Source organism: Kribbella sp. NPDC004138 (genome assembly GCF_053603655.1).
The window spans coordinates 1-25,419 of record NZ_JBSGFZ010000024.1; the positions used below are offsets into that span (position 1 = coordinate 1).

Sequence of the window (25,419 nt, forward strand, 5' to 3'; positions counted from 1 at the left end):
CTCGCCCGGCTTGAGGGGGCCGGGCGAGCCGCTAGGGGTGCAGGACGACAGGAGGTGTCGGCCAATCGGCCGGTGCCAGGCACTCGCGTGAGCGTAAACGCGCCGCGCGGACCGGGACACCTCCTGTCGAGCGGTCCGTCAGACGATCTCGACCCGGTTCCCGTGGCCGTCTTTGGTGTGGAAACGCCGACGGCCCGGGATCGTGTCGTTGTCCCACGTCACCGGATAGCCCAGGTCGGCCAGTCTGGCGGCCAGCGCGTCCAGGTCGTCGACGGCCAGCGCCGGATGCGCCTTCTTCGCCGGCGTGAACCCCTCCTCCACGCCGATATGGATCTCCGCGGCACCGGCCCTGAACCAGCACCCGCCGCGCGGCTTGAGCAGCTCCGGCTTCTCCACCTCGGTCATCCCGAGCGCGTCGCGGTAGAACGCCCGCGCCACGTCCTCGCCGCCCGGCGGGCACGAGACCTGGACATGATCGAGTCGCATCGTCAGCCCTTCTTCTGCGCGACCGCGAAGATCCGGCGGAACGGCAGCAGCGTCCCGTAGTCCTTCTGCGGATACGCCTCCGCCAGCCGGGCGCCGTACTCCGCCTCGAACCGCACCCGCAGATCGTCCGGCAGCGACTGCAGCACCGGCCGCGCCCCGGTCCCCTTCACCCACTCCAGGACCGCGTTGTCGCCGGCCAGCAGGTGGAAGTACGTCGTCTCCCACGCATCCACGACGCACCCTTCCGCGCTGAGCGAGTCGACGTACTCCGCCGGGCCGGGGACGTCGGGGCGCAGCGACGCGTCCTTCGCGTACTCGGCGTACGGCGGTGTGCTGGCGAGCTCGCGCAGGATCGCGTGCGACGGCGCGTCGCCGTTGCCCGGGATCTGGATCGCCAGCCACCCGCCGGGGCGCAGCGCCCGCACGAAGCCGGGCAGCAGGTCGAGCTGGTCGGGCACCCACTGCAGGGTCGCGTTGGTGACGATCACGTCGAGATCGGCGCCGCTCCACTCGCGGACGTCGCCGAGCTCGAAGCTCAGGCGGTCGTCGGCGTACTGCGCGGCGGCCTCGAGCATCTGCGGCGAGCTGTCGACCCCGCGGATGTCGGCGTCCGGCCAGACCTGCCGCAGCGTCGCGGTCAGCGCGCCCGGACCGCAGCCGAGGTCGACCACGGACCGTACGCCGGTCGCCCGGACCCGCTCGACCAGGTCCCGGAACGGCCGGGCGCGCTCGTCGGCGTACGTGCCGTACTGCACTGGACTCCACACCGGTGACGTGCGCATCGGCTGCACCTCTCTGCTCGAACCTCTTGATGGGATTTATCTTGATGTCGAGATACTCTAACCTCGCGACTTGTCTTGATGTCAAGAGTCTTGATGAGTACTCTCGAACCCATGGAGGACGAGGTCGATCGGCTGATCGAGGCCTGGCGGCGTGAGCGCCCCGACCTCGACGTGGCGCCGATGGAGGTGCTGTCCCGGGTCAGCCGGCTGGCGCGGCACCTCGACCGGGCCCGCAGTCAGGCCTTCGACACGCACGGCCTGGAGTCGTGGGAGTTCGACGTCCTCGCAGCACTCCGCCGAGCAGGCACGCCGTACCAACTGTCCCCCGGCCGGCTGCTCAAGGAAACCCTGGTCACGTCCGGCACGATGACGAACCGGGTCGACCGGCTGGCCGCGCGCGGCCTGGTCGAGCGCCTCCCGGACCCGCACGACCGCCGCGGGGTGCTCGTGCAACTGACGCCTGCCGGCCGGGACAAGGTCGACGCCGCGATGGCCGACCTGCTCACCCACGAGCGCACCCTGCTCGGCGGCCTCAGCGACCGCGACCAGCAGAAGATCGCCCGCGTACTGCGCGAACTCGTCCGGCCGTTCGACCTCGAAAAGCACTGAACAAAACCGGCCGGTAACTACCGACAAAGCCGTCTGTTCGCGCGGACAAAGCACGGCGAAATAACGCCGGAATTATCCGAAAAGACGACCCGTCACTTCCGCCCCGTCCCGATCGTTGCTAGTTGCAATGAGATCGTGAGATTGCTGTAGCCGTCGACTATCGACACCGGTCGGGCCCACTACTAGGGTCGTCACCGTCGGTGGCTGATCGACTACAAAATGTCAGAACACGGTGGCTTCGGCGGCAAGAGGTGGTCCGCCGAAAGCGGTCGCGTGGTGTCCGGGGCTCGGGGCCCGAACAACGCCGGCCGGCACGGGGCCCGCTCACCCAGAAGCTCGGCGCACCCCTCCGAATCACAGGGGATCGGAGGGGGCGCCGCGGCTCGGAAGCCCTGCTATTCGGCGCGTTCGGCCGCTTCGAACCAGGCGGTCTCGAGCTCGCCGCGTTCGTCGGCGAGCTTGCGCAGCTCGGCGTCCAGCTCGGCGAGGCGCTCGTAGTCGCTCGCGCTGGCGGCCAGCTGGTCGTGCAGCTTCGCCTCCGCCTCGGTGAGCTTCGTGAGCTGCCGCTCGATCCGGTTCAGCTCCTTCTTCGCCGCCCGGGCCACTGCCGCGTCAGCCGTCGGACGCTCAACCACCTGACCATTTCCGGTGGCCGCCAAATCACTGGACATCTCCGCCGCCGGTGTCAGCGCATTTGACGCCGGCCGCCGCGGAATTCCGGCCGCGAGTTCCTCGAGATACTGCTCGACACCGCGCGGCAGATGCCGGACCCGGCCGTCGCCCATGATCGCGTAAACCATGTCGCTGACCCGCTCCAGGAAGTACCGGTCGTGGGTGACGGTGACGACGACACCCGGCCAGCTGTCGAGGAAATCCTCCAGCACGGTCAGCGTCTCGACGTCCAGGTCGTTGGTCGGCTCGTCCAGGATCAGCACGTTCGGCTCGTCGAGCAGGATCCGCAGCAGTTGCAGCCGGCGCCGCTCACCGCCGGACAGGTCCGAGATCCTCGTCGTCAGCTTGTCGCCGGTGAACCCGAACCGCTCGAGCAGCTGCGACGACGTCAGCTCACCGCCCCGGCCGGCCAGCGCCGCCGTCCGCCGGATCGCGGTGATGTGGTCGAGGACGGTGACCGTGCCGTCGACCTCCTCCAGGGTCTGCGACAGGTTCGCGATCCGGACCGTCTTGCCCTGCTTCACCCGGCCGCGGTCCGGCGCGAGCTGCCCGGTGAGGACCTTGAGGAACGTGGTCTTGCCGGCGCCGTTCGGGCCGAGCAGCCCGATCCGGTCGGCCGGGCCGAGCCGGAACGTGACGTGGTCGAGCATCGTCCGCGCGCCGAAACTCAGGCTCACGTCCTCGACGTCGAAGACGTCCTTGCCGAGCCGGGCGGTCGCCAGCTGGGACAGCGCGAGCTTGTCCCGCGGCGGCGGCTCGTCGGCGATCAGCGCGTTCGCGGCCTCGATCCGGAACTTGGGCTTACTGGTCCGGGCCGGCGCGCCCCGGCGCAGCCAGGCGAGCTCCTTCTGCAGGAGGTTCTGCCGCTTGGCCTCGGTGACCTGCGCGGTCCGGGCCCGCTCGGCCTTGGCGAGCACGTACGCCGCGTACCCGCCGTCGTACGACGTGACGCGGCCGCCCTGCACCTCCCAGGTGTCGGTGCAGACCGCGTCCAGGAACCAGCGGTCGTGGGTGACCACGATCAGCGCGCCGGCCCGGTCGACGACGTGCTCGGCGAGCCAGCTGACCGCCTCGATGTCGAGGTGGTTGGTCGGCTCGTCGAGGATCAACAGGTCGACCTCGGTGAGCAGCAGCCTGGCGAGCGACGCCCGCCGGCGCTCACCACCGCTCAGGCTGCCGACCCGCGCCTGGTGGTCGACCTCGCCGAGCAGGTGCTCCATCACCGAGCGTGCCCGCGGGTCGGCCGCCCAGGTGTAGGTCTCGACGTCGCCGAGGACCGCGTGCAGCACGGTCTGGTCGGGGTCGAGGTCGTCGCTCTGCCCGAGATACCCGAGCCTGAGGTCGCGGTTGTGGGTGATCCGGCCGCCGTCGGGCTCCTCACGCCGGGCCAGGACCTGCAGGAGCGTCGACTTGCCGTCGCCGTTGCGCCCGACCACGCCGATCCGCTCACCACGGCCTACGCCGAGACTGACCGAGTCGAGCAGTGTGCGGGTCCCGAAGCCCTTCGAAACAGCTTCCAGATTGACCAAGTTAGGTGCCGCCATAACGCGCCCAAGGGTAGCTGACCGCGGGAGGCGTGCCAGGATCGTCCAGGTGCTGACCTCCGCCTGGCTCGACGGCCTGTCCCTCGGCGACCCGATCGCCGCCGATCCGCTGGAAGGCGGGTACGCCAGCAGAACGTTCCGCGTGCGGACATCCCTGGGCGGATCGGTGGTCGTCAAGACGCAGGACAACCTGCCGGAGAACCTGTACGCACTGGAGGCGGACGGGCTCGACGCGCTGCGCGCGCCCGGCGGGTTCGCGGTCCCCGAGGTGCTCCGGGTGACGCCGTCGTACATCGTGCTGTCGGACCTCGGTACGTCGGAACCGTCGCCGACGTACTGGGAGGACGCGGGGCGGGCGCTGGCGCTGCAGCACCAGCAGACCGCGGACAAGTTCGGGTACCACGTCGACAACTACCTCGGCACGCTCCCGCAGCGGAACCCGTGGACCGGCGACGGGCACACGTTCTTCGCCGAGCACCGGCTCCTGCGCTACCTGGAGGAGCCGAACTGTCACAACCAGCTCCCCGCGGAGGACCGCCGCCGGCTGGAGCGCATCGCCGGCAATCTGGTCAACCTCGTCCCGGTCCAGCCGCCGTCACTGCTGCACGGCGACCTGTGGCACGGCAACCTCCTCCCCGCCCCGAACGGCGGACCGGCGATGATCGACCCCGCCGTCCACTACGGCTGGCCGGAAGCCGACCTCGCCACGCTCCTGATCTACGGCCAGCTGTCCGAGACCTTCTTCGACGCCTACGAAGAAGTCCACCCGCCTGCCCCCGGCTGGCGTGCCCGCCTCCCGCTCCTGCACCTGCGGGAACTCCTCTGCATCACCGCCCACTGGCCCGACCGCGCCGAAACAGTCCAAGAGATCCACACCATCCTCGAACAGTTCGACTGACGAGGGCGGATCTGTGCCACTCACCAACCGCCGTCGGCGGCCATCGGCGGCCCGCTGCTGAGCGTGAACCGCGGCGCCGACCGGCCGTTGGTGGGTGGCACACGTCCGCTCACGACTGGTTCAGGTGAAGGACGTACTGCTTCTCGTTGAGTGGGTTGCCGTCGGTGCGGGGTCTGATCGGTGGTTCGGTGGCGACGGGAATGTAGGAATGGAAGGTCGTGGTGAGGAGGCCTTCCCCGTGGGTGAGAGTGGGGAGCTGGGACTCGAAGGGGTGCGTGGTCGCGGCGGGGATCGTGCCCTCCAGGTGGGTGTCGGTTGCCTGCGTGATGACGCCGCGGTGTTCGGCGACGTGCGCCAGGATGCGCGAGATGGTGTCCGGCGGCACGTCGAGCTCGAAGTGGTTCACCGGCTCGAGAACCGTCGTCCCGGCCTCCGCGATCGCCTGCAGCAGGATCAACGGCACCAACCGACGGAAGTCGGCCGCCACGGTTCCCGCGCTGTCGTACGCCGTGTGCGTCAGCGCGACCCGGATGTCCGGGATCTCCCAGCCGAACAGACCCTGGTGCAGCGTCTGCCGGACTGTTTCCTCGATCGCGGTGTGGAACGCCCGCGGCAGCGCGCCGAGCTCTACTTCGAGCTCGTACTCGAGCCCGTCGCTGCCCGGTGAGACCCGGAAACCGACACCGGCCGCCCACGGTCCCTCGGTGATGTCACGCATCGCAGCACCGACGCCGTTCAGTCGTTCGACGTGGATCGGCGTCGTCTCGCTGAAGCTGACCTGGACGCCGTACTCGGACTCCAGCAGCGACGCGATCACCTCCTTCTGCACCTCGCCGTACAGGCTCACGGTCAGCTCGCCGGCCTTCCGGACCCGGATCAGCGGGTCCTGCTCGGCGAGCTGCATCAGTGCCTGGAACAACTTCACCCGGTCGCGTGCACTGACCACGGTCTCCAGCGTCGGCGGCGCGAACAACCGCCCGACCTGCGTCGTCGGTACGCCGAGCTGGTCGCCGATCCGGATGCTCTTCAGCCCACGCAGCGCGACGATCTGGCCGGCCTCGACCCGCTCGATCGGCTGCCGCGCGCCGTTCGCGAACACCTCGACGCCGCTCGGTCGTACCTGGTACTCCGGTCCGTCCACGGGATGCACCGCGACCGGCGTCCGGGCCGCCAGCGTCCCGCTGACCACGCGCGCCGACGCGATCTTCTGGCCCGCCGCGCCGCGCTCGACCTTGAACACCCGCGCGCGCAGCTCGTCGCCCGGCGCTCCAGTTGCCCGCGGCAACCACGTACGGATGCCCTCGATCAGCTCCGGTACGCCGGTCCCGGTCATCGCCGACCCGAAGTACACCGGATGCACCTCCGCGGTCGCGACCTGCCGGCGCAGCTCGGCCGACTGATCCACCGCGGCGCCCTCGAGGTACGACTCCAGGAAGGAATCGTTGCGCTCGGCAAGAATCTCCGTCAGCTCGGAACGCTGCACCGCCAGCGGCTCCACCCCGGCCGGGCGGGTCCCCAGGTCCGTGACGGTTTCCATCGGTACGGCGGACGGCGTCAGCAGCCGCCGGATGTCGGCGAGCAACTCGTCGTACCGCGCACCGACCCGGTCGATCTTGTTCACGAACAGCAGCGTCGGGATCCGCAGCCGGCGCAACGTGCGCATCAGCAGGCGCGTCTGCGGCTGCACGCCCTCGACCGCGGACAGCACCAGCACCGCGCCGTCCAGCACGGACAGGGCGCGCTCGACCTCGGCGATGAAGTCCGAGTGCCCAGGTGTGTCGATCAGGTTCACCGGCAGGTCGCCGAGCGCGAACGACACCACCGCCGAGCGGATCGTGATGCCCCGTTTCCGCTCGAGGTCCATCGAGTCGGTCTGCGTGTTCCCGTCGTCGACGCGACCGACCCGGTCGATCACGCCGGCGGCATACAGCAGCCGCTCGGTCAGGCTGGTCTTACCGGCGTCGACATGCGCCACAATACCCATCGTCAGAGAGTTCAAGAGTCCTCGCGAATGCGTCGAAGCGATCAGTAACCCTGAGGTCGATCGATCCGCGGCGCATCCCGGTCTCCTGTCTGTCGATGAGGAACCCTCGGACGGTAACACCGCCCGAGGCCGGCGACGAGCGAATTTCTAGCGACTGATGATGGCCGGCAGGATCCTTGCGCCCGGGACGGGGCCTTCGGCCTGGCGGACCATGCGGCAGCGGCCGGACTCGGCGAGTTCGACGGCCAGGTCGACGGCGCTGCGGCTGTCGGCGGCGAGGAAGAGGCAGGTGGGGCCGGAGCCGGAGATCTGCGCGGCCAGCGCGCCCTGGTCGAGGCCGAACTGGAGCGTGTCGCCCAGCTCGGGCCGCAGCGACAGCGCGGCCGCCTGGAGGTCGTTGCTGAGCGCAACGGCGAGCGCGCCGGGCTGACCGGACAGCAGCGCCGACATCAGCTCCGGGCGGACCTGCGGCGGCTCGACGCGCCGCAACGGGCGCATCCGGTCCAGCTCGCGGTACACCTCCGGCGTGGACAGCCCGCCGTCGGCGATCGCGAACACCCAGTGGAACGTCCCGCGGGACATCACCTCGGTGACCTGCTCGCCGCGCCCCTGGCCGAGCGCCGTGTGCCCGACCAGGCAGAACGGGACGTCGCTGCCGAGCTCGGCCGCATGGTGCTGCAGCTCGGTCTGGGTCAGCTGCAGGCCCCACAGCCGGTTGCACGCCACCAGGGTCGCCGCCGCGTCGGTCGAGCCGCCGGCCATCCCGCCGGCCACCGGGATCGTCTTGCGGATCGTCAGGTCGACGCCCTCGTCGACGTCGTACTCCGCCTGCAGCAACTGCGCTGCCCGGACCGCGAGATTGGTCTCGTCGGTCGGTACGTCGTCCGCGAAGTCCCCGGCGATCTCGACCGAGATCTCGCCGTCCTCGTCCCGCAGGACCGCGGTCACGTCGTCGTACAGGGCAACGGCCTGGTACACCGTGGCGACCGGGTGGAACCCGTCCGGCCGCGGCGGACCGACCGACAGACCCAGATTGATCTTGGCCGGCGCCCGCACCGTGACCTCAGCAGAAGGTGGCACGTCGGACAGGCTAGTGCCTTACCCAGTCCTAGCTGCACCGGCGAGGGCGGCGAACTCTGTGATCCCGAGCATCTCACCGCGCACCCGCGGGTCGATCCCTGCTGCCTCGAGCACCTCGTCGAGCCGGGAACGGTCCGGCATCCAGCGGGCCAGCGCGGACCGGATCGTCTTGCGGCGCTGCGAGAACGCCGCCTCGATGACCGCGAACACCTCCGCGCGGCTCGCCGCCGTCGCCGGCGGGTCGCGGCGCTCGAACGCGACCAGCCCGGAGTCCACGTTCGGCGCCGGCCAGAACACGTTCCGCCCGATCGGCCCGGCGCGCCGCACGTCGGCGTACCACGCGGCCTTCGCCGACGGGACGCCGTACGTCCGCGAGCCCGGCCCGGCGGCCAGCCGGTCCGCGACCTCGGACTGCACCATGACCAGACCGTGCCGCAGCGAGTCCGAGACCTCGAGCAGATGCAGCAGCACCGGTACGGCGACGTTGTACGGCAGGTTCGCCACGCAGGCGGTCGGCGTACCGATCTCGGCCGGCCCCACGTCCATCGCGTCCGCCTCGACCACGGTCAGGCTCTCCGCCTGCTGGGGCGCGTACGTCGCGACGGTCGACGGCAGCGCCTGCGCGAGCAGCGGGTCGATCTCGACCGCGGTGACCCGGTGACCGTCCGCGAGCAGCGCCAGCGTCAGGGATCCGAGGCCCGGCCCGATCTCCAGCACGGTCTCGCCGTCGGACAGCTCGGCGGCGCGCACGATCCGGCGCACCGTGTTCGGGTCGATGACGAAGTTCTGGCCGCGCTGCTTGGTCGGGCGAACCCCGAGCGAGGCGGCCAGTGAACGCACATCAGCCGGACCGAGCAGTCTCGGTCCGGCTGATGTGGATGAATCAGACGAGGTCACCTCGTCAGTGTTTCACTACGCCCGCTTGCCACAGACAGGCCACGCGCCGTAGCCACCGCGGTCGGCCTTGACCTTCTCCGCGATCGCGATCTGCTGCGCCTTCGACGCGCCGTTGGCGTTGTTGGCGTACGCCGTACCGCCGTAGGCCGCCCAGGTGCCGTGGTCGAACTGCAGACCGCCGTAGTACCCGTTGCCGCTGTCGATCGCCCAGTTGCCGCCGGACTCGCACTCGGCGATCCGGTCCCAGGCGCTCGTGTCACCGGTCGACGGGGTGTCGGTCTGCGTGGTGACGGTGGGCGCCTCCGGCTTCGGCTTGGTGCCGACCAGGATCTGCTCGTCGACCGCCTTGGTCACCACCTTCGACCCCACGACCTTCGTGGTCGACAGCTTGCCGTCCAGGTAGGTGTAGAGGTACGTCACGGCCTTGGAGCCGTCGGCGCCCTTGACGGAGGTCTTCTTGGTGCCGACCTCGAGCGTCGCCGACTTGGTCTCGTCGGTGCCGTGCGCGACCGCCTCGGTCTTGGTGACGGTCTTCTGCAGGACCTGCACGAAACCGACCTTGTTCACGCCGGCCTTCAGCGGGGTCGCGGCGGCCGGGGTGATCCGGTCGTCGGCGTCCCAGCGCAGCTTCGCCTCGGTCAGGGCCTGACCGACGGTGCCGGCCAGCGACTTGATCGTCACGGTCTTGCCCAGGTGCACGATCTGCACGGTCTTCGGCGTGGTGACGGTCAGCTCCAGCCCCTGGCGGCCCAGTGGCGCGCTCCGGCTGGTGGACAGCTGAGCCCCGTCGTACCGCAGACCAAGGTCGGCGAACGCCTCGTTGACGCTGTCGGCCGTGGTCCAGTAGGCCTTCTTGGTGCCGTCGGCGTTGACGGTCAGCTGCCGCCCGTACTGCACGGCGATCTCCTGACCGTCCTTCAGCTTCGAGTCCACACCGGGCGCGACGAGGTCGTGCGCACCGATCTGAACTTTCTCGGCCTTCAGGGCGTCTGCCACGGTGGATCCGAAGGTGTGCACCTTCCGCACCTGGCCGTCGACGGAGAGGCTGACGGTCTTGCTCTTCGCGGCATACGCCGCGGAGCCACCCGCGACAGCAAACGCGGCCGTCGCACCGACGGCCACGATGATGGACTTACGCACTAACGCTCCCAGGTAGGGCTACCCGGGCACGGGGTGGGACAGCACAGGCCGATCACGAACGCCGGACTGGCTGCCCGGAGCCCCTGATCCCGCCGAGGGGTTGTGCCATCCGGAATCTTCCCCGATCCCGGCCAACATCACGGGACCATAACGAAGAAGTCGCGGAAGTGCCAATCCCCTGGTCGGCGAGTCGCAAAAAGGTGTAACGGAACCCTTACGCCGTGTGATGGCCCCACTGCCCCCGATGGACCACTTCGGCGGTCGTCCGGCGCCCTCGTTTCAGCGACGGTGAGCGCTTGTCCGGGGCCCGGTGACCGACCGACAGCACCCCGACCAGATCGAACCCGTCCGGCACCCCGAACTCCTTGAGCAACCGGCCCGCTTTGTCTGCAGGAGGCCCGAAAAAGCAGGCTCCCAGGCCTTCGTCGACGACCGTCTGCAGCATCAGCAGCACCGCCATCCCGGTGTCGACGTACCAGTACGGCGCGGTCCAGCGGCCCTCGTCGCGATCGGTCCAGCCCTTGTCCGGTTCGGTGTACCGATCGAGGTACGCGTCCTTGTGCGCGAAGGCCAGGATCAGCAGCGGCGCCCGGCGCAGCCCTGTGATCCAATCCACATACTTCTCGTCCGGATCCTCGGCGGCGATCCGCCAGTACCGGTCCCGGTCGTCCCCCTCCAGCGTCAGGAACGCCCACCCCTGACTGAACCCGCCCGACGGCGCGCGCAGCCCGTTCTCCAGGATCCGCTCCCGCACCTCCGCGGCCACCGCCCGCTCGGGGTCGTAGTTCCGCACCATCCGCCGCCGCCGCACGACCTCACTGAACTCCATGAGCCCTGTCTATCAGGCCCTCTCAGCCGACCCCCGGCCCCGAGGCCCCGACGGCCGGCCGGGAGCCTGCCGCCCACGCGAGCCGTCGTTCGGTCCCTGCTGTGCGTGGTCGACGGCCTCCGCCGACCGACTGGTGGCGCCGGCCGCCGGGGCCTGCCCACTCGTCACGGCCCGCAGCCGCTCGAGATCCGGCGACATCCGGTCCTGCGCCTGCCGAACGGCCTGCGTGCGCCGCGTGCCCGGCCGGCCGGCTTGCTGCTGTGCTCGCTGCGCCTTCTCGACGCGGTAGCCGCGTTCGATGCGATCGAGTTCGTGATCCAGTCCGGCGATCGCGTTCTGCGCCGCCTGCTCGGACTCGGCGGACTTCTCGTCGTCGTTCCACCGCGTGCGTGCGCCGGCCGCGGCGCCGCCGGCGCGCTGCTCGACGGCGTACACGACCGCGGCCACCAGCCGGTACTCCCAGGACAGCGGGGAGATCTCGACGGCGTCGTCGGTCACGATCCGTCGTCCGCGGCCTCGCGCCGGCGGCGCTCGATCAGCCGCTTCAGGGTCGAGTTCAGCCGCAGGATCGTGCGGGATTCGCGCGGCGGCGCCTGCCGGGACAGTTCGGCGATCTCGGTCTTCACGCGTTCGGCGTGGGCGATCTGGTCCGCGGCCGAGCCCTTGTTGCCGAGCACCTGCGCCAGCAGCATGGACGCCCGCGCGAACTCCGGGCTGGTGGGCGCCGGTGCCCCGTTGATCAGCTCGGGCAGCTTCGCGGCCCTGATCAGTGCCAGCCGGCGATCGCGCTCGTCGGGGATCTGTTCCGCCAGGGCCTTCAGGCGGTCGACCTCGGCGGCCACGGTGGCCTCGTCGGCCCCGCGCAGCGCATCGGCCTGCGACAGCACCTGCGCGTCCACGTCGTCGTACCGGACCATTACCACGGACCCCCGAAGGCGCGGTTCGCGTTGTCGTTGAGGGCTCCGCAGAGTTCGGCGACGGAGATGTTGAGGACGTCGGCCATCTTGCGGACCGTGTGCGGGATCAGGTACGACGCGTTCGGCTTGCCGCGGTACGGCGACGGGGTCAGGTACGGGGCGTCGGTCTCGACCAGGATGCGGTCGAGCGGGGTGACGGCCAGGGCGTCGCGCAGGGACTGGGCGTTCTTGAACGTGACGACGCCGGCGAAGCTCAGGTACGCGCCGCGGTTGACGCAGGCGCGGGCGAATTCGGTGTCGCCGGAGAAGCAGTGCATCACCAGCCGGTCCGGCACGCCTTCGCGGTCCAGGATGCGCAGGATGTCGTCGTGCGCGTCCCGGTCGTGGATCATCAGTGTCTTGCCGAGCCGCTTCGCCAACTCGATGTGCGCGGCGAACGACTCGTGCTGCGCGGCCTGCCCGTCAGCCCCGGTGCGGAAGTAGTCGAGGCCGGTCTCGCCGATCACCCGGACCTTGTCCGAGCTCGCGGCGAGCCGTTCGATCTCGGCGAGCGCGCTGTCCAGCTCGCCGGCCGCCTTCAGCTTCGGCGCCTCGTTCGGGTGCAGGGCGACGCCGGCGACCAGGTTCGGGTACTGCGTGGCGGCCTCGACCGCCCACGCCGCGCCCGGCAGGTCACACCCCACCTGGACGATCCGGGTGACGCCGACCGACGACGCCAGCCGGATCGCCTCCGCCGGGCTCAGCCAGTCCCCGTCCTCCCCGTCGGCGATGTCGAGATGACAGTGCGCGTCGACCACGCTCATCGGCAACGGATCCGGCACCGCCGGCCGGCTCCGGTCCCGCGACCGCCCGTCCTCCCCCACCGCCGCCCGCTCCCGAGTCGGCCGACCCACCTCCACACCATCACCCATGCGAGCCAGGTTACTGAGTCTCCGCGGCCTCCTTGACCTTGGCCACCAGCATCTCCCACATGTCCTGGGAGTGGTCGGCCTCCTCCTCGGTCGCGTTGTTGTCCTGCTCGAGTTTCAGGTGGGTGTTGCCGGTCAGGGTGTAGGTCAGGGTGTGGTAGTTCTCGGGGACGTCGTCCTGCCCGGTGAGCGGACTGAAGTGGGTGAGCTTCAGCAGGCGTTCAGGCTGCACCTCGAGGATCTCCCCCTTGTCCTGATAGGGCTTGCCCTCCCAGTCGCCGCTCCAGGTGATCGGGCTGCCCACCTCCCAGTCCGTCTCCACCTCGGCGCCGAACCACAGCTTCTTCAGCTCGTCGGGACTCGTCAGCACGTCCCACACCCGCGCCGCCGGCGCGTCGATATCGATCTCGGCCACGGCCAGATACCCAGTCATCATGAACTCCTTTCTCCCCTCGACCGTACGGTTCCCGACCCGCATGCGCTTGGAGAAAAGCGTCAGCACACCGGTTCGTACGGCACACCGGGCAGGTACTTCGCCCACTCGTCGCCCGACACCGAATCCCCACCGGCCGCACAGATCAGGTCGACGGCCCGGCCCGGCTCCATCTCCCACAACCGGACTGTCCGGTCCGACCCGCCGGTAACGACTGTGTGCCCGTCCGGGCTGAACCCGACAGCCCACACTGCAGCCTGGGAGGCGGAGAGGATCGCGACGGTGGCCGGCGCCGTCGGCCTGCCGACGTCCCAGAACCAGACCTGCCCGCTCCGGGTACTCGCGGCGAGCGTGTGCCCGTCGGGGCCGAAGGCGACGCTGGTCACGGTGCCGTCCGGTCCTCGGAGGACGTCGCCGACCGGAGACAGCCGCGCCGGGTCCGAGGCGTCCCACAGCTGCACCGTCCCGTCCGCGCTGCCGGTCGCGAGGATCTTGCCATCGCGGCTGAAGGCAGCCGAGAACAACAGGTCGGCGGAGCCTTTGACCGAGGGAAAGGCGCGCAACCGGCGCGGGTCGCTCATGTCCCACAACCGGATCATGCTGTCAGCTGTGACCCCGGCCAGTGTTCGGCTGTCGGGGCTGATGGCAACCATGTAGACGTAGTTGCTGTCCGGACCAGGAGCGGTCGGCAGCGGCGTGACGTGCTGTGGATCGTGGACGTCCCACAGGTAGACCTTGCCGTCGTCCGAGCCGGCCGCCAACGTACGGCGGTCCGGGCTGAACGCGAGCGATTCGACCACCGCGGCCGGCCCTGTCAGTGGTGGCGGCAAGACCTTCGGTCGGGCCGGATCTCCGACGTCCCACAGGACGACCGAGTTCACCGTCGTACCGCCGGCCGCGGTCTTGCCGTCCGGGCTCAGCGCACCGGCGCCGCTGATCGGCTGATCGGCGAGCGGCGACAACAGCGGTGGCGCCAGCACCGCAGGAGCTCGAGGCCGGGAGACGTTCAGCAGAAAGGCTCCGCCGCCGAACGTCACCAACGACCGTCCGTCCGGAGTGAACGCGGCCGAGGCGACGGCCGCGGTCGGCCCAGTGATCACCGGCCCGGGGATCGTCCACAGCCGCGCCACGCCGTCGGAACCCGCCGTCACCAGAGTCCGGTCGCCGTCGGCGAACGCCACCGACGACACCGGCTCCGGATGTGGCAGCGAGGCGACCAGCCGGCCGCTCGCCAGATCCCAGACCTGGGCGACGTTGTCCGAACTGCCCATCGCCATCAGCCGGCCGTCCGCCGTGAGATCGACGGCGTTCACCCAGTTCTCCGGCACCTGGATCTGCATCGCCATCTTGGCCGGTGCCTCCGGCTTGGCCACGTTCCACCGCTGGAACAGACCTTTCGATCCGCCGATCAGCACCTCGTCGTGCCGCGGAACGAACCGTACGACGTTGATCTGGGTGGACCCGGCCTGTGTCCGGCTGACCAACCCCGGCGTACGACGATCCGCGACATCCCACAGGTACAACGCACCGGTCGCATCACCGGCTGCGAGAACCTTGCCGGATTCGCTGAAGGTCACCGTCTGCACGAAACCGCTCAGCGCCGGCATCGTCGTCAACGGCACGGGCCGGCGTGGATCGTCGACGGCCCACAGACGCACCGATTTGTCCGAGCTCCCCGCCACGAGCGTCCTGCCGTCCGGAGAGAACGCCAGCGAGTAGACCGTGCCGTTCGGACTACCGGGCAGAACCCCCAGGGACATCGGGTTTTCAGGCTCGGTGACGTCCCACAGCCGGATCGTCTTGTCCCGACCACCAGTGGCGAGCAGGCGACCGTCCGGGCTGACGGCGAGCCCGAACACCGGCAGCGTGTGCCCGGTCAACGGTCCGCCGATACTGCGTGGCCGGCGCCGGTCGCCGATGTCCCAGATCAGGATCGCGGTGTCGCTGGGTCCGGTACCGGCGGCGTACAGGATGCGGCCGTCCGGGCTGAGTACGACGCTCTGTGCTCCCTTGGACGGACGCACGATCCTTGTCACCGAAGGCGAACCGGTCGCGTCGAGCAGACTCGACCGGGCCTCGACCGTCGGGGCGATCCGGTAAGCCGCGAGCGACAACTGTGCCGCCAGCCCCGGGTCGGTCGTCCGCAACCTGTCGGCGGTGATCGCGACCTGACGGGACATCGCCAAATCGCGTTCCCGGTCAGCGAGCCGGCGTTTCCAGAAGGCATACACGGTCAGCCCGACAGCCACCAGCGACAAGGCGGTCAGTGCCGCCACGAACTGCTGCAGCCTGCGCGTCCCACGCCTGGCTGCCGCGTGCTCAGCCTCCTCCGCCCGCAGACTGGCCTCGAGAAACTCGGTCTCGAGCGTGTTCAGGTCGCGGTCGGCCATCGTCCAGTCGCGGACACCCTGCAGGTTGCCGCCCCGGTAGAGCGAGCCGGGATCCCGCTGCAGATCACGCCACTGCCGGGCGGCGTCCGCGAGCTGCCGATGCCGCCGCAGCCCTTCGCGGTCGTTGTCGATCCATCGTCGCAGCCGGGGCCACGCGGTGATGAGCGCCTCGTGGCTGATCTCGACGCTGTCCGCGTCCATGGTCAGCAGCCGGGCTCCGACGAAGTGTTCGACCACCTCGCCGAGATCGGCGCCGTTGCCTTCGAGTTCGCTGCGCACGACCTTGCGCCGGCTGATCGCGAAGTCGTCGCCGAGATTCACCAGCCGGAGGAACAGCCGCCGGGCGATGGTCTGTTGGGCCGGGTTCAAGTCGTTGTAGACGGCCTCGGCGGTCGCCGCGACGGCGCCCTTGATGCTGCCGGTCAGCAGGTACCCGTGAGTGGTCATGCGCCCCCGCTCGGCCCGCTGCCAGGTCGCGAGCAGCGCGTGCGAGAGCAACGGCAGCGACCCGGCCGTCGAGGGCGTGGCGTCGGCCGGCGCCAGCGCCGGCGACGCGTCCCGGATCAGCAACTCGACAAGCCCTTCGTCGAGCTGCACGGCGGCCTTGGCGGCCGGCTCGACAATCGCCCTGCGCAGTTCGTCCTCGGTCAGCGGACCGACCACGAACTGCGCGCCTTGCAAGGCGGCCGCGATCTCGGGGTACTGCAATGCCTGCGGGTAGAAGTCAGCCCGCAAAGCCAGTACGACGACGGTGGCCACCCCCGATCGCAGCTCCGTCGACTCCCGTGGAACAGGTGCCCGCGTGACAGCGTCCAACGCCGCGACGAAGGCCCCGCGTTCCTTCTCGTCCGGACACATCGTGAACAGTTCCTCGAACTGGTCGACGACGATGATCAAGCGATCGAGCGCCGGGACAGCGGCCCCTTCCGGCGCATTGGTCCGCGCCGCCAGCACGTACGCCGCCGTCTGCTCGACGACCGCGGCGGGATCACTCGCCAACTGCTCGGCGAACACCTCGGACCCGACCCGCGTACCGGCCGTCAGCCCGGACGCCAACTGGCGCAGGGGTTCCGCGCCCGGCGCCATCAAGACGACGGGCCACGCGGGCCGGCCGGGAGCAGCCCGGTCGGTGAGCGCCGGGATCACGCCCGCCCGCACCAGCGAAGACTTTCCCGAGCCCGACGCACCGACAATCGTTTGCATGCCGCCACCCGCGGCGTGCCGTGAGATGACCTGGTCGACGATCTGCTCGGTCAGTACCTCGCGACCGAAGAACCACTCGGCATCGGCCGGCTGGAAGCTTCGCAACCCACGGTACGGCGGGCTTCCGCCCTTCGGCCCGGGCACCTGCCGGACGCGTCGGCGCGCTTCAAGCCAGCGCTCGATCTCGTCCTCGTCGGTGATCCCGCAGATCCGCAGAACCTCCACGAACAAGGCCTTCGACGCGTCCGACGGCACGCTGCGGCCGGCGAACCACTCGCCGATCGTGCTGTGCGGCTGGGCGCCACCGACCATGGTGGAGATGTTCCGGACGGTCAGGCCCGCCCGGGTTCGCAGCACGGTCAGCTCGTCGGCGAACTGCATCCGGGTCTGGACATGATCCGGTGAAGCTGTCCGCGGCTCGACCAATGGCTCGTCCATGGCGCCCCCCTCAAAGCCCCAACTCCCACAGCGAGTAGTCACGACGCTACAGGACGACGAGCGCCGGCGCTGTACGCCGCCGTGTACGTCCTTGTACGGAGATCTGCGCGTGCCCGCACGGAGCACCGCCGGGGCCCGACCGTGGGAGCTAGACCAGTTCGAAACCCGGATTTCGGGCCGCACGGCGAACCCGCGGCGGTCCTCGAGGGGGAATCCAATGAACGCGATCCAGCCACGCCTACCCGAACCGTCCACCAGCCCCCGCCGGCCCCGTCGGTATCCGGCCGCCTACCACGCCCCGGCAGTGGTCCGGCCGGCCGTGGACCGACCGGTCGGACCGCCGATCCGGTTGGTTGTCGGGCCGCTGCCGGTGCGCGTCCTCCGCGCGATCACGCGCGGCGTACGTCACCTCTTCGGCGGGCCCGACCTCGCACCGCCGGCGCGGGTGGTGCAGGACGCCCCGCGGTGCCTGCATTGCAAGGGACGGATGGCCGAGAAGTACCGCGAACTGCCGGAGCCGTACGGCGTCTGGGCGGTCTTCACCTGCAGCGCCGCCGGCTGCCCGGTGTGCCAAGGGCCGTGCCGGAGTCAGTCCCGGATGTTCCTGCCGGCGCATTGGCAGTCCGGACCGCCGGGACAGATCACGTACCTCTGATCGACAGCCGGATCGTGCAGGAAGTCAGCATTCGGGGCCATGTTCCGCGCCGGGCGGCGGACAGTAACTTGCAGCGAGGTTCCGCCCCGATCGACAGGAGCAGTCGATGTCCCGGATCAGCTCAGTACTTGCCCTTCTCGGCCTGGTGACGGGGTCGACCGCGCTGCCGGCCGAAACGCCAGCGCCGATTCCCGTGCAGGTCTTCAGCCTGACCGATCTGCACGGGTATCTGTCCGAGACCGAGAACCTGACCATCGCCGGCCCGTCGGGCACCCAGCAGGTCGGCGGTGCCGGGTACTTGAAGGCGCACCTGGACCGGCTCCGGAAGCCGAACAGCTTCCTGATCGGCTCGGGCGATCAGTTCAGCGGCTGGCCGGACTACACGCAGGCGTTCGCGAACGAGCCGACCATCGAGGTGCTGAACGCGCTCGGGATGGACTTCGACGCGGCCGGCAACCACGAGTTCGACCGCGAGTTCCCGTTCCTGCGGCGGATGACGACCGGAGCCTGCTACGGCAAGCCCGGCTTCGACAGCTGCTTCAAGGACTCCACCGGCCGCAACTTCCACGGCACCGACTACGCGTACCACGCGGCGAACATCGTCGACCCGCGGACCGAGCGCCCGGTGCTCCCGCCGTACTGGATCGCCCGGGCGGGATCGCAGCGGATCGGGTTCATCGGGCTGGGCTTTCCGGGCACGCCGACCGAGACGCTGTCGATCGAGGGCTCCGGATTCGAGTTCCAGGGCGTCGTCGAGGCCGCGAACCGGGCCGCGGCCGAGCTGAAGGCCCAGGGCGTGAACGCGATCGTCGTCAGCATGCACGAAGGCGGGCAGCAGGGCGGCCTGTACGACGAGTGCAAGAACCCGACCGGCCCGATCTTCGACGCCGCCCGGACGATGTCGCCAGACATCGACGTGATCCTCGGCGGCCACTGGCACACGGCGTTCAAGTGCATGATTCCGGACCCGAACGGCGTACGGCGTCCGGTCCTGGAGGCGAGCAACCACGGGCGCGTGCTGGGCGAGGTGAACCTCTCGCTCGACCCGTCCACCGGCGAGGTGATCCGGGACGCGACCACCGCCACCAACCACGCGGTCACCAAGGACATCACGCCGGACGCCGGTGTCCAGAAGATCGTGAAGTACTGGACCGACAAGTGGGCGGCACGTCAGCAGGAGCCGCTCACGAAGCTCGACCGCGACCTCGACTTCGCACGCACCGCCGAGAGCCGGACGGGCAACCTGGTCGCGGACCTCTACAGGTCGGAGGCGGACGGCGACTTCGCGCTGGTACCGGCCGACCTGGGCGTCGACGTGATCGCCGCCGGGCTGCAGGCCGGGACGGTGACGTACGGCGAGGCATGGCCGGTCGCCGGGATCTCGCCGATCACCACGTTGTCGATGAAGGGCTCCACGGTCGAGGCCGTCCTGGAGCAGCAGTGGATCCCACCGGCGTACGGCTGCAGCCGGCTGTCATCGCTCGCGACCTCGGCGAACTTCCGCTACACCTACGATCTCGGCCGGCCGGTCGGCGACAGGGTCGATCCGGCCAAGGTGCTGATCGACGGCAGGCCACTGCAACTCGGAAAGACGTATCGCGTGACGACGAGCGCCGCGATGCCCTTGCACGGCACGCAGTACGGCTATCCGGGCTTCCAGCAGTACACGGATCTCACCAGAGCGCCGCGGATGGGCCAGGAAGTGTTCCTCACCTACCTGCGCACCCACCCGTTGCTCAAGGCACCCAGTCTGGGCCGGGTGACCGCGATCCCCGGTACGCCGCCACCGGCCGACGGCCCGTTCGGTCCGCTGACGCTGTTGCCGCAGAGCGAGATGACGGCCACCGCCACGAGCCAGGGCTCGGCCGCGTACAGCGCGTCGGCCGCGATCGACGGCAGCTGTACGACGATGTGGCACTCGAACTGGAGCCCGCACGCCCCGCTCCCGCAGTACATCACCCTCGACCTCAAGACGCCCCGGGCGATCGAAGCGCTCGTCTACACGCCGCGCCAGGACGCCGACGTACCGAACGGCCGCATCTCGTCGTACGACGTCCGGACGAGCACCGACGGCGTCACGTTCACCTCGGCGGTGCAGGGATCCTGGGACGGCACGGTCGACGCGAAGATCGCCCGTTTCCCGGCAGGTACGACGGCACGCTACGTGCGGCTCGTCGGACTGACCGGCGGTGCGGACTACGCGGCGGCGACCGAGCTCAATATAGCTCTAGCTCCGGCTTCCTGACGGCGTTGCGATGGGCCGTCGGGGACATCCCGTACCGGCGGCCGAACTGCCGGCTCAGGTAGTGCGGCGAGTCGAACCCGACCGCGGCCGCGATCTGCGCCACCGACATGTCGGTGGCGCCGAGCAGCTCGGACGCGCGCTGCAGCCGGAGCGCGAGCACGACGTTCATGATCGAGTCGCCGACCTGCTCCTTGAACAGGTGCGCGAGGCGGGACACGGACACCTGCGCCAGCCCGGCCAGTGAGGTCAACGTGTGCGGGCGGGCCGGGTCCGCGGTGATGGCCTCGAGTACCAGGTGCACGCGCGCGTCGAGATGCTGCGTCTCTCGGCGCAGGCTGGCGACGGCGGTCAGCAGCACCTCCTCGATACCGTTCATCGTCAGCTCGGTCGCAACGCTCTTCTCCAGCAGATGCAGCTCGGTGTCGCCGGTCGGGGACAGCCCGGCGCGCTGCGCGTCGCGATGCAGGCGGTCGAACGCCGACACCACGCGATCGGTCTCCGACGACCGGGTCAGCCGCACGTACGACAGTCCCGGCATTGCCTGGGGCAACGACAACCACGAGTGCCATTCGCGGCGCGGCTGGAAATGCGCCCACCAGGACTCCCAGTACGTGCCGACGGTCCCGTAGTCGTGCGGGGTGCCCGGGCTGACCAGTACGACGTCCCCGTGGCGCAGCATCAGCTTGTTCTGGCCGATCAGGTACCGGCCGGTGCCCGACGCTGTGTAGAGCAGGTACCAACTGCCCACACCGTCCGGCCGCACGACCCGGTAGTCGCCGCCGCTGTGGAAGTGGCCGGTGACCAGTTTGCTCGGCGGCGGGATCTCGCTGTACAGCTCGATGAGCACCTGGGTAGCAAGATCGTGCTCGAAGTCAGCAGGCTCCGTCATGGTGGATCCCCTCGTCGGCGCTCCAAGATTAGCGGAACCACAGCAAGATCCTGCACCCGACCGAATCGAGGATCCCGTGCCCTTCCGCCCCGTCGCCGAGCTCGACCACGACACCGGCACGCTGGTCTTCGAGCACGGGTGGCAGTCCTGGAGCCCGAGCGGCTGGTACCGGCTGGACGCCCGCCCGCCCCGCCCGACTGCGCCGAACCATCACGTGATGGCGTACCGCCCGGGGGTCGAGGCCGGCCGCTTCCAGGGCGAGGGCCTGCTCGCGGTCGCGACCGCCGACGAGGTCACCACCGTCGCCGCGATCACCCCCGACGCGGTCCCGTCGATCCGCGCCGAGGTGCGCGGCGACAAGCTGGTGATCGAGGCCGACGGCGAGGTCGACGTCAGGACCAGCACGCACGCCAACCCCAACCAGGCGCTCGCCGACTGGGCCGACGCGTTCGCGGCCGGCGCGCCGCCGGTGCGCGTGTTCGGGCCGTCGTGGTGCAGCTGGTACGCATACTGGGGCAAGGTCACCGAGCGCGACGTGATGACCGACGTACGCCAGTTCGACCAGCACCACCTGAGCGTCGACCTGGTGCTGCTCGACGAGGGCTACCAGGCCGCGATCGGCGACTGGCTGACGCCGCGCGACGACTTCGGTTCGACCGTGACGCTCGCCGCCGACATCCGTTCGAGCGGTCGCCGGGCGGGCATCTGGGTCGCGCCGTTCCTGGTCGCGAGCGGCAGCGAGACGGCCCGGAAACACCCGGAATGGCTGGTTCCGGGCATTTCCGCCGGCACGAACTGGGGCCAGGAGCAACTGGTCCTCGACGTGACGCATCCGGGCGCCGTGCGGCACCTCCAGGACGTGTTCACCGAGCTGTGCCGCCAGGGGTACGACCACTTCAAGCTCGACTTCCTGTACGCCGGCGCGATCGAGGGACCGCGGCACGAGCAGGTCGACGGCATCGCGGCGTACCGGCTCGGACTGCGGCTGCTGCGCCAAGCTGTCGGATCGAACCGGATCCTGCACGGCTGCGGCGCCCCGATCCTCCCGAGCCTCGGACTCGTCGACTGCATGCGGATCTCGCCCGACACCGATCCGTTGGTCGAGCCGCCGTCCGGCGACATCAGCCAGCCCGGCCAGCGCGGCGCCCGGTCCACCTCGGTGGCGCGCGAGTTCCTGCACGGCCGGTGGTGGGCGAACGACTCCGACTGCCTGATCGTCCGGCCCGACGTCCAGGAGCGCGAGCTGTGGGCGCAGCACATCGAGCAAGGCCCCGGCCTGCGGATGTCCAGCGACCCGATCGGCGCGCTCGACCGGTGGGGCATCGACCGCACCCGTGAGCTGCTCGTCCCGAGCTCGCCGCGCCCGCATCCGCTGAAGGATCCCGATGCTTAGGCCGGCGCCCCGGCGGACCCGCCGGATCGGCCAGGCCCGGCAGACCGCCGCGGCCTACGCCCTGCTCGCGCCGAGCCTGGTCGGCGTACTCGGCTTCCTGCTCGCGCCGGTCGTCATCGTGCTGGTGGTCAGCCTGTTCGACTGGAAGCTGCTGTCGACGCCGGAGTTCATCGGCTTCGCCAACTACCAGAAGCTCTTCGCGGACTCGGACGTCTGGCACTCGCTGCTGGTCACCTTGTACTACGTGGTGATCTGCGTCCCCGGTACGACGATCCTGTCGCTGCTCCTGGCGCTTCTGGTCGACCGCAAGCTGCGCGGCATGAAGTACTTCCGGGCGCTCCTGGTCATCCCGTGGATGGCTACGCCGGTCGCTCTCGGCCTGGTCTGGAGCTGGATCTTCGACCCCGGCCGCGGCGCGCTGAACCAGTTCCTCGGGCTGTTCGGAATCGACGGCCCAGCCTGGCTGTCGTCGCCGGTGCTCGCGATGCCGAGCGTGGCCGCCGTCCACATCTGGCAGTTCGCTGGGTACAACATGCTGTTCTTCCTGGCCGGGCTGCAGAACATCCCGCGGTCGTTGCGCGAAGCCTCGTCGCTGGACGGCGCGTCACCGGTCGCGCACTTCTTCACGATCACGCTCCCGCTGCTGCGGCCGACGATGCTGTTCGTGCTGATCACCAACGTGATCGGCTCGTTCCAGGCCTTCGACACGGTCTTCGTGATGACCGAGGGCGGTCCCGGTGACAGCACCGAGGTCGCGACGTACCTGATCTACGACGAGGCGTTCCGCAAGTTCGACTTCGGGTACGCGTCGACGATCTCGGTGCTGCTGTTCGCGGTGGTGCTGGTCGCGACGATCAGCCAGTTCGCGTACTTCGAACGCCGTACGACCTATGAGGTGTCCGGATGAAACTGCGCGTCTTCACCTACGCCGTGCTGGTGATCGGGTGCGTGTTCTCGATCTTCCCGTACTTCCTGACCGTGCTCACCGCGTTCAAGGGCCCCGGGCAACTGTCCGAGACGATGCCGTGGGAACCCGGACTGCCACCGAGTACGGCGGCGTTCGAGCGGCTGCTCGGCTCCGGCTTCGGCGGCTACCTCGTCAACACCGCACTCGTCACGGCCGGCATCACGCTCGGCCAGGTGGTGTTCGCGATCCTGGCGGCGTACGCGTTCGCGCGGCTGTCGTTCCCGGGCCGGGACGCCCTGTTCTGGGTGTATTTGTCGACACTGATGGTCCCGCCGGTGGTCACGATGATCCCGCTGTACCTGATGATGCAGAAGCTCGGACTGGTGGACACCTGGGCCGGCCTGATGCTGCCGACGATGCTCGGGACGCCGTACGCGATCTTCCTGCTCCGCCAGTTCTTCCGCGGCATCCCCGCGGATCTCGAGGACGCGGCCCGGATCGACGGCGCCGGGCGGGTCCGGACGCTGGTGTCGATCGTGCTGCCGTTGTCGAAACCGATCCTGGTCACGGTCACCACGCTCGCCGTGGTGGCGAACTGGAACAGCTTCCTGTGGCCGCTGATCGTCACCAGCAGCGAGGACAAGCGGCTGCTGTCGGTCGGGATCGCCTTGTTCAAGGGGGAGATCGGCGTCGACTACAACGCCGTGATGGCCGGCAGCCTGATCGCGCTGGCGCCGCTGCTGGTCCTGTTCGTCGTCTTCCAGCGCTTCATCGTCCGCTCGGTCGCCGTTACCGGGCTCAAGTAGGTCGGAGACTCTCATGTCGTTGTCCAGGAGGACATTTCTGATCGGCGCCGGCAGTGTGCTCGCGCTCGCCGGCTGCGGCTCGTCCGACGACAAGGCCGCCGGCGGCGGCAAGGTCGAGCTCGTCTACCGGCTGTGGGACGAGCAGCAGGAGGTGGGCTACAAGACCGTCTTCGCCGAGTTCACCAAGGAGAACCCGGACATCACGGTCCGGATGGAAGTGCTGCCGTGGGACCAGTACTGGACCAAGCTGACCACCGAGTTGGCCAGCGGCAAGGCACCGGACGTGTTCTGGCTGACCGTCGACTACTTCCCCGACTTCGCGAGCAAGGGCGTCTTGACGCCGCTCGACGACCTGATCTCGAAGGCGGGGCTGAAACTCGACTCGTACCACCCGAACGTCGTGCAGTCGTACAAGTTCGAGGACAAGCAGCTGGGGATGCCGAAGGACATGGGCATCGTCGGACTGCTCTACAACAAGGACCTGTTCGCGAAAGCCGGCGTCACGATGCCGACCGAGCTGACCTGGGCGCCCGACGGCTCGGGCAGCTTCCTCGAGGTCGCTCGCAAGCTGACCGTCGGCAAGCAGTGGGGCTTCTGCTCCTGGAATCACAGCCAAACCCAGTGGCTGAACTGGATCGCGTCGAACGGCGGCCACGCGATGGACAAGCCGTACGGCAGCTTCGACTTCGCCGGAGACAAGTCGGTCGAGGCGCTGCAGTTCGCGCGCGACCTGGTGTTCAAGTGGAAAGTGTCGCCGGACGGCACCCGGACCAACCCGCCGACCGGCCAGGCGACCGAGATGTTCTACCGCGGCGAGGTCGCGATGTTCCCGGCGAACAACGCGCTGCTGCCGTTCGCGCTGCCCGAGGTGAAGTTCCCGATCGGGGTCGCGGCGATGCCGGCCGGACCGGCCGGCCGGACCGTGGTGATCAACGGGCTCGCCGAGGCGATGTTCGCGAAGACGAAGCACCCCGACGAGGCCGGCAAGCTGGTCGCCTTCCTCGGCTCGGAGAAGGCCCAGCGGCTGATGGGCGACGCCGGCTACATCATCCCGGCGCTCAACGACGCCGGCGCCGGGTACCAGGCGTTCTGGAAGAAGAAGAACATCGACGTCCAGCCCTTCCTCGAATCGGCCGCCGGCAGCACCGTCAACCTCCCCATCGCCGAAGGCTGGACCGCGAAGTCCCCCGAGATCAACAAGACCGTCAACGACCTGTACCTGAACAAGGCCGGCGTCGCCGACATCGCCGCCGCCATGGACAAGATCGGAAACAACAATTGACGTCCTCCCCGGGTGCGAAGATCCAGGGATTC

The 25,419-nt window shown here is 69.5% G+C and carries 22 protein-coding genes; 8 read left to right on the forward strand and 14 right to left on the reverse strand.

Going from position 1 to position 25,419, the window contains the following annotated elements; all coding sequences use genetic code 11:
* Nucleotides 1-138: 138 nt before the first annotated feature.
* Nucleotides 139-486, reverse strand: coding sequence for a VOC family protein (locus tag ACWEOO_RS30020; RefSeq protein WP_452145895.1), 348 nt, complete (start codon nt 484-486; stop codon nt 139-141).
* A gap of 2 nt (nt 487-488) precedes the next feature.
* Complete coding sequence (locus tag ACWEOO_RS30025; RefSeq protein ID WP_452145896.1) at nt 489-1,268, reverse strand: methyltransferase domain-containing protein; 780 nt, start codon at nt 1,266-1,268, stop codon at nt 489-491.
* 93 nt (nt 1,269-1,361) lie between these two features.
* Here ACWEOO_RS30025 and ACWEOO_RS30030 point away from each other — a divergent pair, with 93 nt between their 5' ends.
* Nucleotides 1,362-1,877, forward strand: coding sequence for a MarR family winged helix-turn-helix transcriptional regulator (locus tag ACWEOO_RS30030; RefSeq protein WP_359926747.1), 516 nt, complete (start codon nt 1,362-1,364; stop codon nt 1,875-1,877).
* Nucleotides 1,878-2,272: 395 nt separating this feature from the next.
* On the opposite strand, the gene ACWEOO_RS30035 is transcribed toward ACWEOO_RS30030, so the two are convergent.
* Nucleotides 2,273-4,093: an ABC-F family ATP-binding cassette domain-containing protein gene (locus ACWEOO_RS30035; RefSeq protein WP_359926750.1), complete on the reverse strand. Its 1,821-nt coding sequence runs from the start codon at nt 4,091-4,093 to the stop codon at nt 2,273-2,275.
* A gap of 49 nt (nt 4,094-4,142) precedes the next feature.
* Between ACWEOO_RS30035 and ACWEOO_RS30040 the strand changes: the two genes are divergently transcribed.
* Nucleotides 4,143-4,991 (forward strand): fructosamine kinase family protein, encoded by an 849-nt coding sequence (locus ACWEOO_RS30040; RefSeq protein ID WP_452145897.1) that lies wholly within the window; start codon nt 4,143-4,145, stop codon nt 4,989-4,991.
* Nucleotides 4,992-5,100: 109 nt separating this feature from the next.
* Here the strand turns inward: ACWEOO_RS30040 and ACWEOO_RS30045 are convergent, their stop codons facing one another.
* From ACWEOO_RS30045 to ACWEOO_RS30090, 10 genes are all read right to left on the reverse strand, one after another.
* A complete protein-coding gene (locus tag ACWEOO_RS30045) occupies nt 5,101-6,975 on the reverse strand; it encodes a GTP-binding protein (RefSeq protein ID WP_452145898.1) in 1,875 nt (624 codons plus the stop codon).
* 147 nt (nt 6,976-7,122) lie between these two features.
* Nucleotides 7,123-8,055, reverse strand: coding sequence for a 4-(cytidine 5'-diphospho)-2-C-methyl-D-erythritol kinase (locus ACWEOO_RS30050; RefSeq protein ID WP_452145899.1), 933 nt, complete (start codon nt 8,053-8,055; stop codon nt 7,123-7,125).
* A gap of 18 nt (nt 8,056-8,073) precedes the next feature.
* Nucleotides 8,074-8,895 carry a 16S rRNA (adenine(1518)-N(6)/adenine(1519)-N(6))-dimethyltransferase RsmA gene (gene rsmA / locus ACWEOO_RS30055; RefSeq protein ID WP_452145900.1) on the reverse strand — a complete coding sequence of 274 codons (822 nt, stop codon included), beginning with the start codon at nt 8,893-8,895 and terminating at the stop codon, nt 8,074-8,076.
* Between the two features lie 72 nt (nt 8,896-8,967).
* Nucleotides 8,968-10,092, reverse strand: a complete 1,125-nt coding sequence (locus ACWEOO_RS30060; protein ID WP_452145901.1) for a transglycosylase family protein — start codon at nt 10,090-10,092, stop codon at nt 8,968-8,970.
* A gap of 214 nt (nt 10,093-10,306) precedes the next feature.
* Nucleotides 10,307-10,921 (reverse strand): nitroreductase family protein, encoded by a 615-nt coding sequence (locus ACWEOO_RS30065; protein WP_452145902.1) that lies wholly within the window; start codon nt 10,919-10,921, stop codon nt 10,307-10,309.
* A gap of 12 nt (nt 10,922-10,933) precedes the next feature.
* The gene (locus ACWEOO_RS30070; protein WP_452145903.1) at nt 10,934-11,419 is read right to left on the reverse strand and encodes a hypothetical protein; all 486 of its coding nucleotides are present in this window, start codon (nt 11,417-11,419) and stop codon (nt 10,934-10,936) included.
* Nucleotides 11,416-11,838 (reverse strand): hypothetical protein, encoded by a 423-nt coding sequence (locus ACWEOO_RS30075; RefSeq protein ID WP_452145904.1) that lies wholly within the window; start codon nt 11,836-11,838, stop codon nt 11,416-11,418. The genes ACWEOO_RS30070 and ACWEOO_RS30075 overlap by 4 nt, the downstream gene beginning before the upstream one ends.
* Nucleotides 11,838-12,749, reverse strand: a complete 912-nt coding sequence (locus tag ACWEOO_RS30080; RefSeq protein WP_452145905.1) for a TatD family hydrolase — start codon at nt 12,747-12,749, stop codon at nt 11,838-11,840. The genes ACWEOO_RS30075 and ACWEOO_RS30080 overlap by 1 nt, the downstream gene beginning before the upstream one ends.
* 10 nt (nt 12,750-12,759) lie before the next feature.
* The gene (locus tag ACWEOO_RS30085) at nt 12,760-13,179 is read right to left on the reverse strand and encodes an SRPBCC family protein (protein ID WP_355700732.1); all 420 of its coding nucleotides are present in this window, start codon (nt 13,177-13,179) and stop codon (nt 12,760-12,762) included.
* Nucleotides 13,180-13,241: 62 nt separating this feature from the next.
* Nucleotides 13,242-17,210 (reverse strand): nSTAND1 domain-containing NTPase, encoded by a 3,969-nt coding sequence (locus ACWEOO_RS30090; protein ID WP_452145906.1) that lies wholly within the window; start codon nt 17,208-17,210, stop codon nt 13,242-13,244.
* A gap of 319 nt (nt 17,211-17,529) precedes the next feature.
* Between ACWEOO_RS30090 and ACWEOO_RS30095 the strand changes: the two genes are divergently transcribed.
* Nucleotides 17,530-17,865, forward strand: a complete 336-nt coding sequence (locus ACWEOO_RS30095; RefSeq protein ID WP_359926787.1) for a hypothetical protein — start codon at nt 17,530-17,532, stop codon at nt 17,863-17,865.
* 106 nt (nt 17,866-17,971) lie between these two features.
* Nucleotides 17,972-20,110, forward strand: a complete 2,139-nt coding sequence (locus ACWEOO_RS30100) for a discoidin domain-containing protein (protein WP_452145907.1) — start codon at nt 17,972-17,974, stop codon at nt 20,108-20,110.
* Here the strand turns inward: ACWEOO_RS30100 and ACWEOO_RS30105 are convergent.
* Nucleotides 20,082-20,999 carry a helix-turn-helix domain-containing protein gene (locus ACWEOO_RS30105; protein ID WP_452145908.1) on the reverse strand — a complete coding sequence of 306 codons (918 nt, stop codon included), beginning with the start codon at nt 20,997-20,999 and terminating at the stop codon, nt 20,082-20,084. The genes ACWEOO_RS30100 and ACWEOO_RS30105 overlap by 29 nt on opposite strands.
* A gap of 76 nt (nt 21,000-21,075) precedes the next feature.
* Here ACWEOO_RS30105 and ACWEOO_RS30110 point away from each other — a divergent pair, with 76 nt between their 5' ends.
* The 4 genes from ACWEOO_RS30110 to ACWEOO_RS30125 are packed head-to-tail and all read left to right on the forward strand — an operon-like array spanning nt 21,076 to nt 25,387.
* Nucleotides 21,076-22,392 (forward strand): glycoside hydrolase family 36 protein, encoded by a 1,317-nt coding sequence (locus ACWEOO_RS30110; RefSeq protein ID WP_452145909.1) that lies wholly within the window; start codon nt 21,076-21,078, stop codon nt 22,390-22,392.
* Nucleotides 22,385-23,299: a carbohydrate ABC transporter permease gene (locus tag ACWEOO_RS30115; protein ID WP_359926798.1), complete on the forward strand. Its 915-nt coding sequence runs from the start codon at nt 22,385-22,387 to the stop codon at nt 23,297-23,299. The genes ACWEOO_RS30110 and ACWEOO_RS30115 overlap by 8 nt, the downstream gene beginning before the upstream one ends.
* Nucleotides 23,296-24,105 carry a carbohydrate ABC transporter permease gene (locus ACWEOO_RS30120; protein ID WP_452145910.1) on the forward strand — a complete coding sequence of 270 codons (810 nt, stop codon included), beginning with the start codon at nt 23,296-23,298 and terminating at the stop codon, nt 24,103-24,105. Before ACWEOO_RS30115 ends, ACWEOO_RS30120 begins: the two co-directional genes overlap by 4 nt.
* Nucleotides 24,106-24,118: 13 nt before the next feature.
* Nucleotides 24,119-25,387 carry an ABC transporter substrate-binding protein gene (locus ACWEOO_RS30125; RefSeq protein ID WP_452145911.1) on the forward strand — a complete coding sequence of 423 codons (1,269 nt, stop codon included), beginning with the start codon at nt 24,119-24,121 and terminating at the stop codon, nt 25,385-25,387.
* The last annotated feature ends 32 nt before the right edge of the window (nt 25,388-25,419 follow it).

What these genes read in the sequence shown, in the direction of transcription:
- ACWEOO_RS30100 (WP_452145907.1), top strand. Translation starts at nt 17,972, where the DNA reads ATGTCCCGGATCAGCTCAGTACTTGCCCTTCTCGGCCTGGTGACGGGG.
- ACWEOO_RS30035 (WP_359926750.1), bottom strand. Translation starts at nt 4,093, where the DNA reads ATGGCGGCACCTAACTTGGTCAATCTGGAAGCTGTTTCGAAGGGCTTC.
- ACWEOO_RS30090 (WP_452145906.1), bottom strand. Translation starts at nt 17,210, where the DNA reads ATGGACGAGCCATTGGTCGAGCCGCGGACAGCTTCACCGGATCATGTC.
- ACWEOO_RS30030 (WP_359926747.1), top strand. Translation starts at nt 1,362, where the DNA reads ATGAGTACTCTCGAACCCATGGAGGACGAGGTCGATCGGCTGATCGAG.
- ACWEOO_RS30065 (WP_452145902.1), bottom strand. Translation starts at nt 10,921, where the DNA reads ATGGAGTTCAGTGAGGTCGTGCGGCGGCGGCGGATGGTGCGGAACTAC.
- ACWEOO_RS30120 (WP_452145910.1), top strand. Translation starts at nt 23,296, where the DNA reads ATGAAACTGCGCGTCTTCACCTACGCCGTGCTGGTGATCGGGTGCGTG.
- ACWEOO_RS30020 (WP_452145895.1), bottom strand. Translation starts at nt 486, where the DNA reads ATGCGACTCGATCATGTCCAGGTCTCGTGCCCGCCGGGCGGCGAGGAC.
- ACWEOO_RS30125 (WP_452145911.1), top strand. Translation starts at nt 24,119, where the DNA reads ATGTCGTTGTCCAGGAGGACATTTCTGATCGGCGCCGGCAGTGTGCTC.
- ACWEOO_RS30085 (WP_355700732.1), bottom strand. Translation starts at nt 13,179, where the DNA reads ATGACTGGGTATCTGGCCGTGGCCGAGATCGATATCGACGCGCCGGCG.
- ACWEOO_RS30115 (WP_359926798.1), top strand. Translation starts at nt 22,385, where the DNA reads ATGCTTAGGCCGGCGCCCCGGCGGACCCGCCGGATCGGCCAGGCCCGG.
- ACWEOO_RS30075 (WP_452145904.1), bottom strand. Translation starts at nt 11,838, where the DNA reads ATGGTCCGGTACGACGACGTGGACGCGCAGGTGCTGTCGCAGGCCGAT.
- ACWEOO_RS30105 (WP_452145908.1), bottom strand. Translation starts at nt 20,999, where the DNA reads ATGACGGAGCCTGCTGACTTCGAGCACGATCTTGCTACCCAGGTGCTC.
- ACWEOO_RS30025 (WP_452145896.1), bottom strand. Translation starts at nt 1,268, where the DNA reads ATGCGCACGTCACCGGTGTGGAGTCCAGTGCAGTACGGCACGTACGCC.
- ACWEOO_RS30080 (WP_452145905.1), bottom strand. Translation starts at nt 12,749, where the DNA reads ATGGGTGATGGTGTGGAGGTGGGTCGGCCGACTCGGGAGCGGGCGGCG.
- ACWEOO_RS30045 (WP_452145898.1), bottom strand. Translation starts at nt 6,975, where the DNA reads ATGGGTATTGTGGCGCATGTCGACGCCGGTAAGACCAGCCTGACCGAG.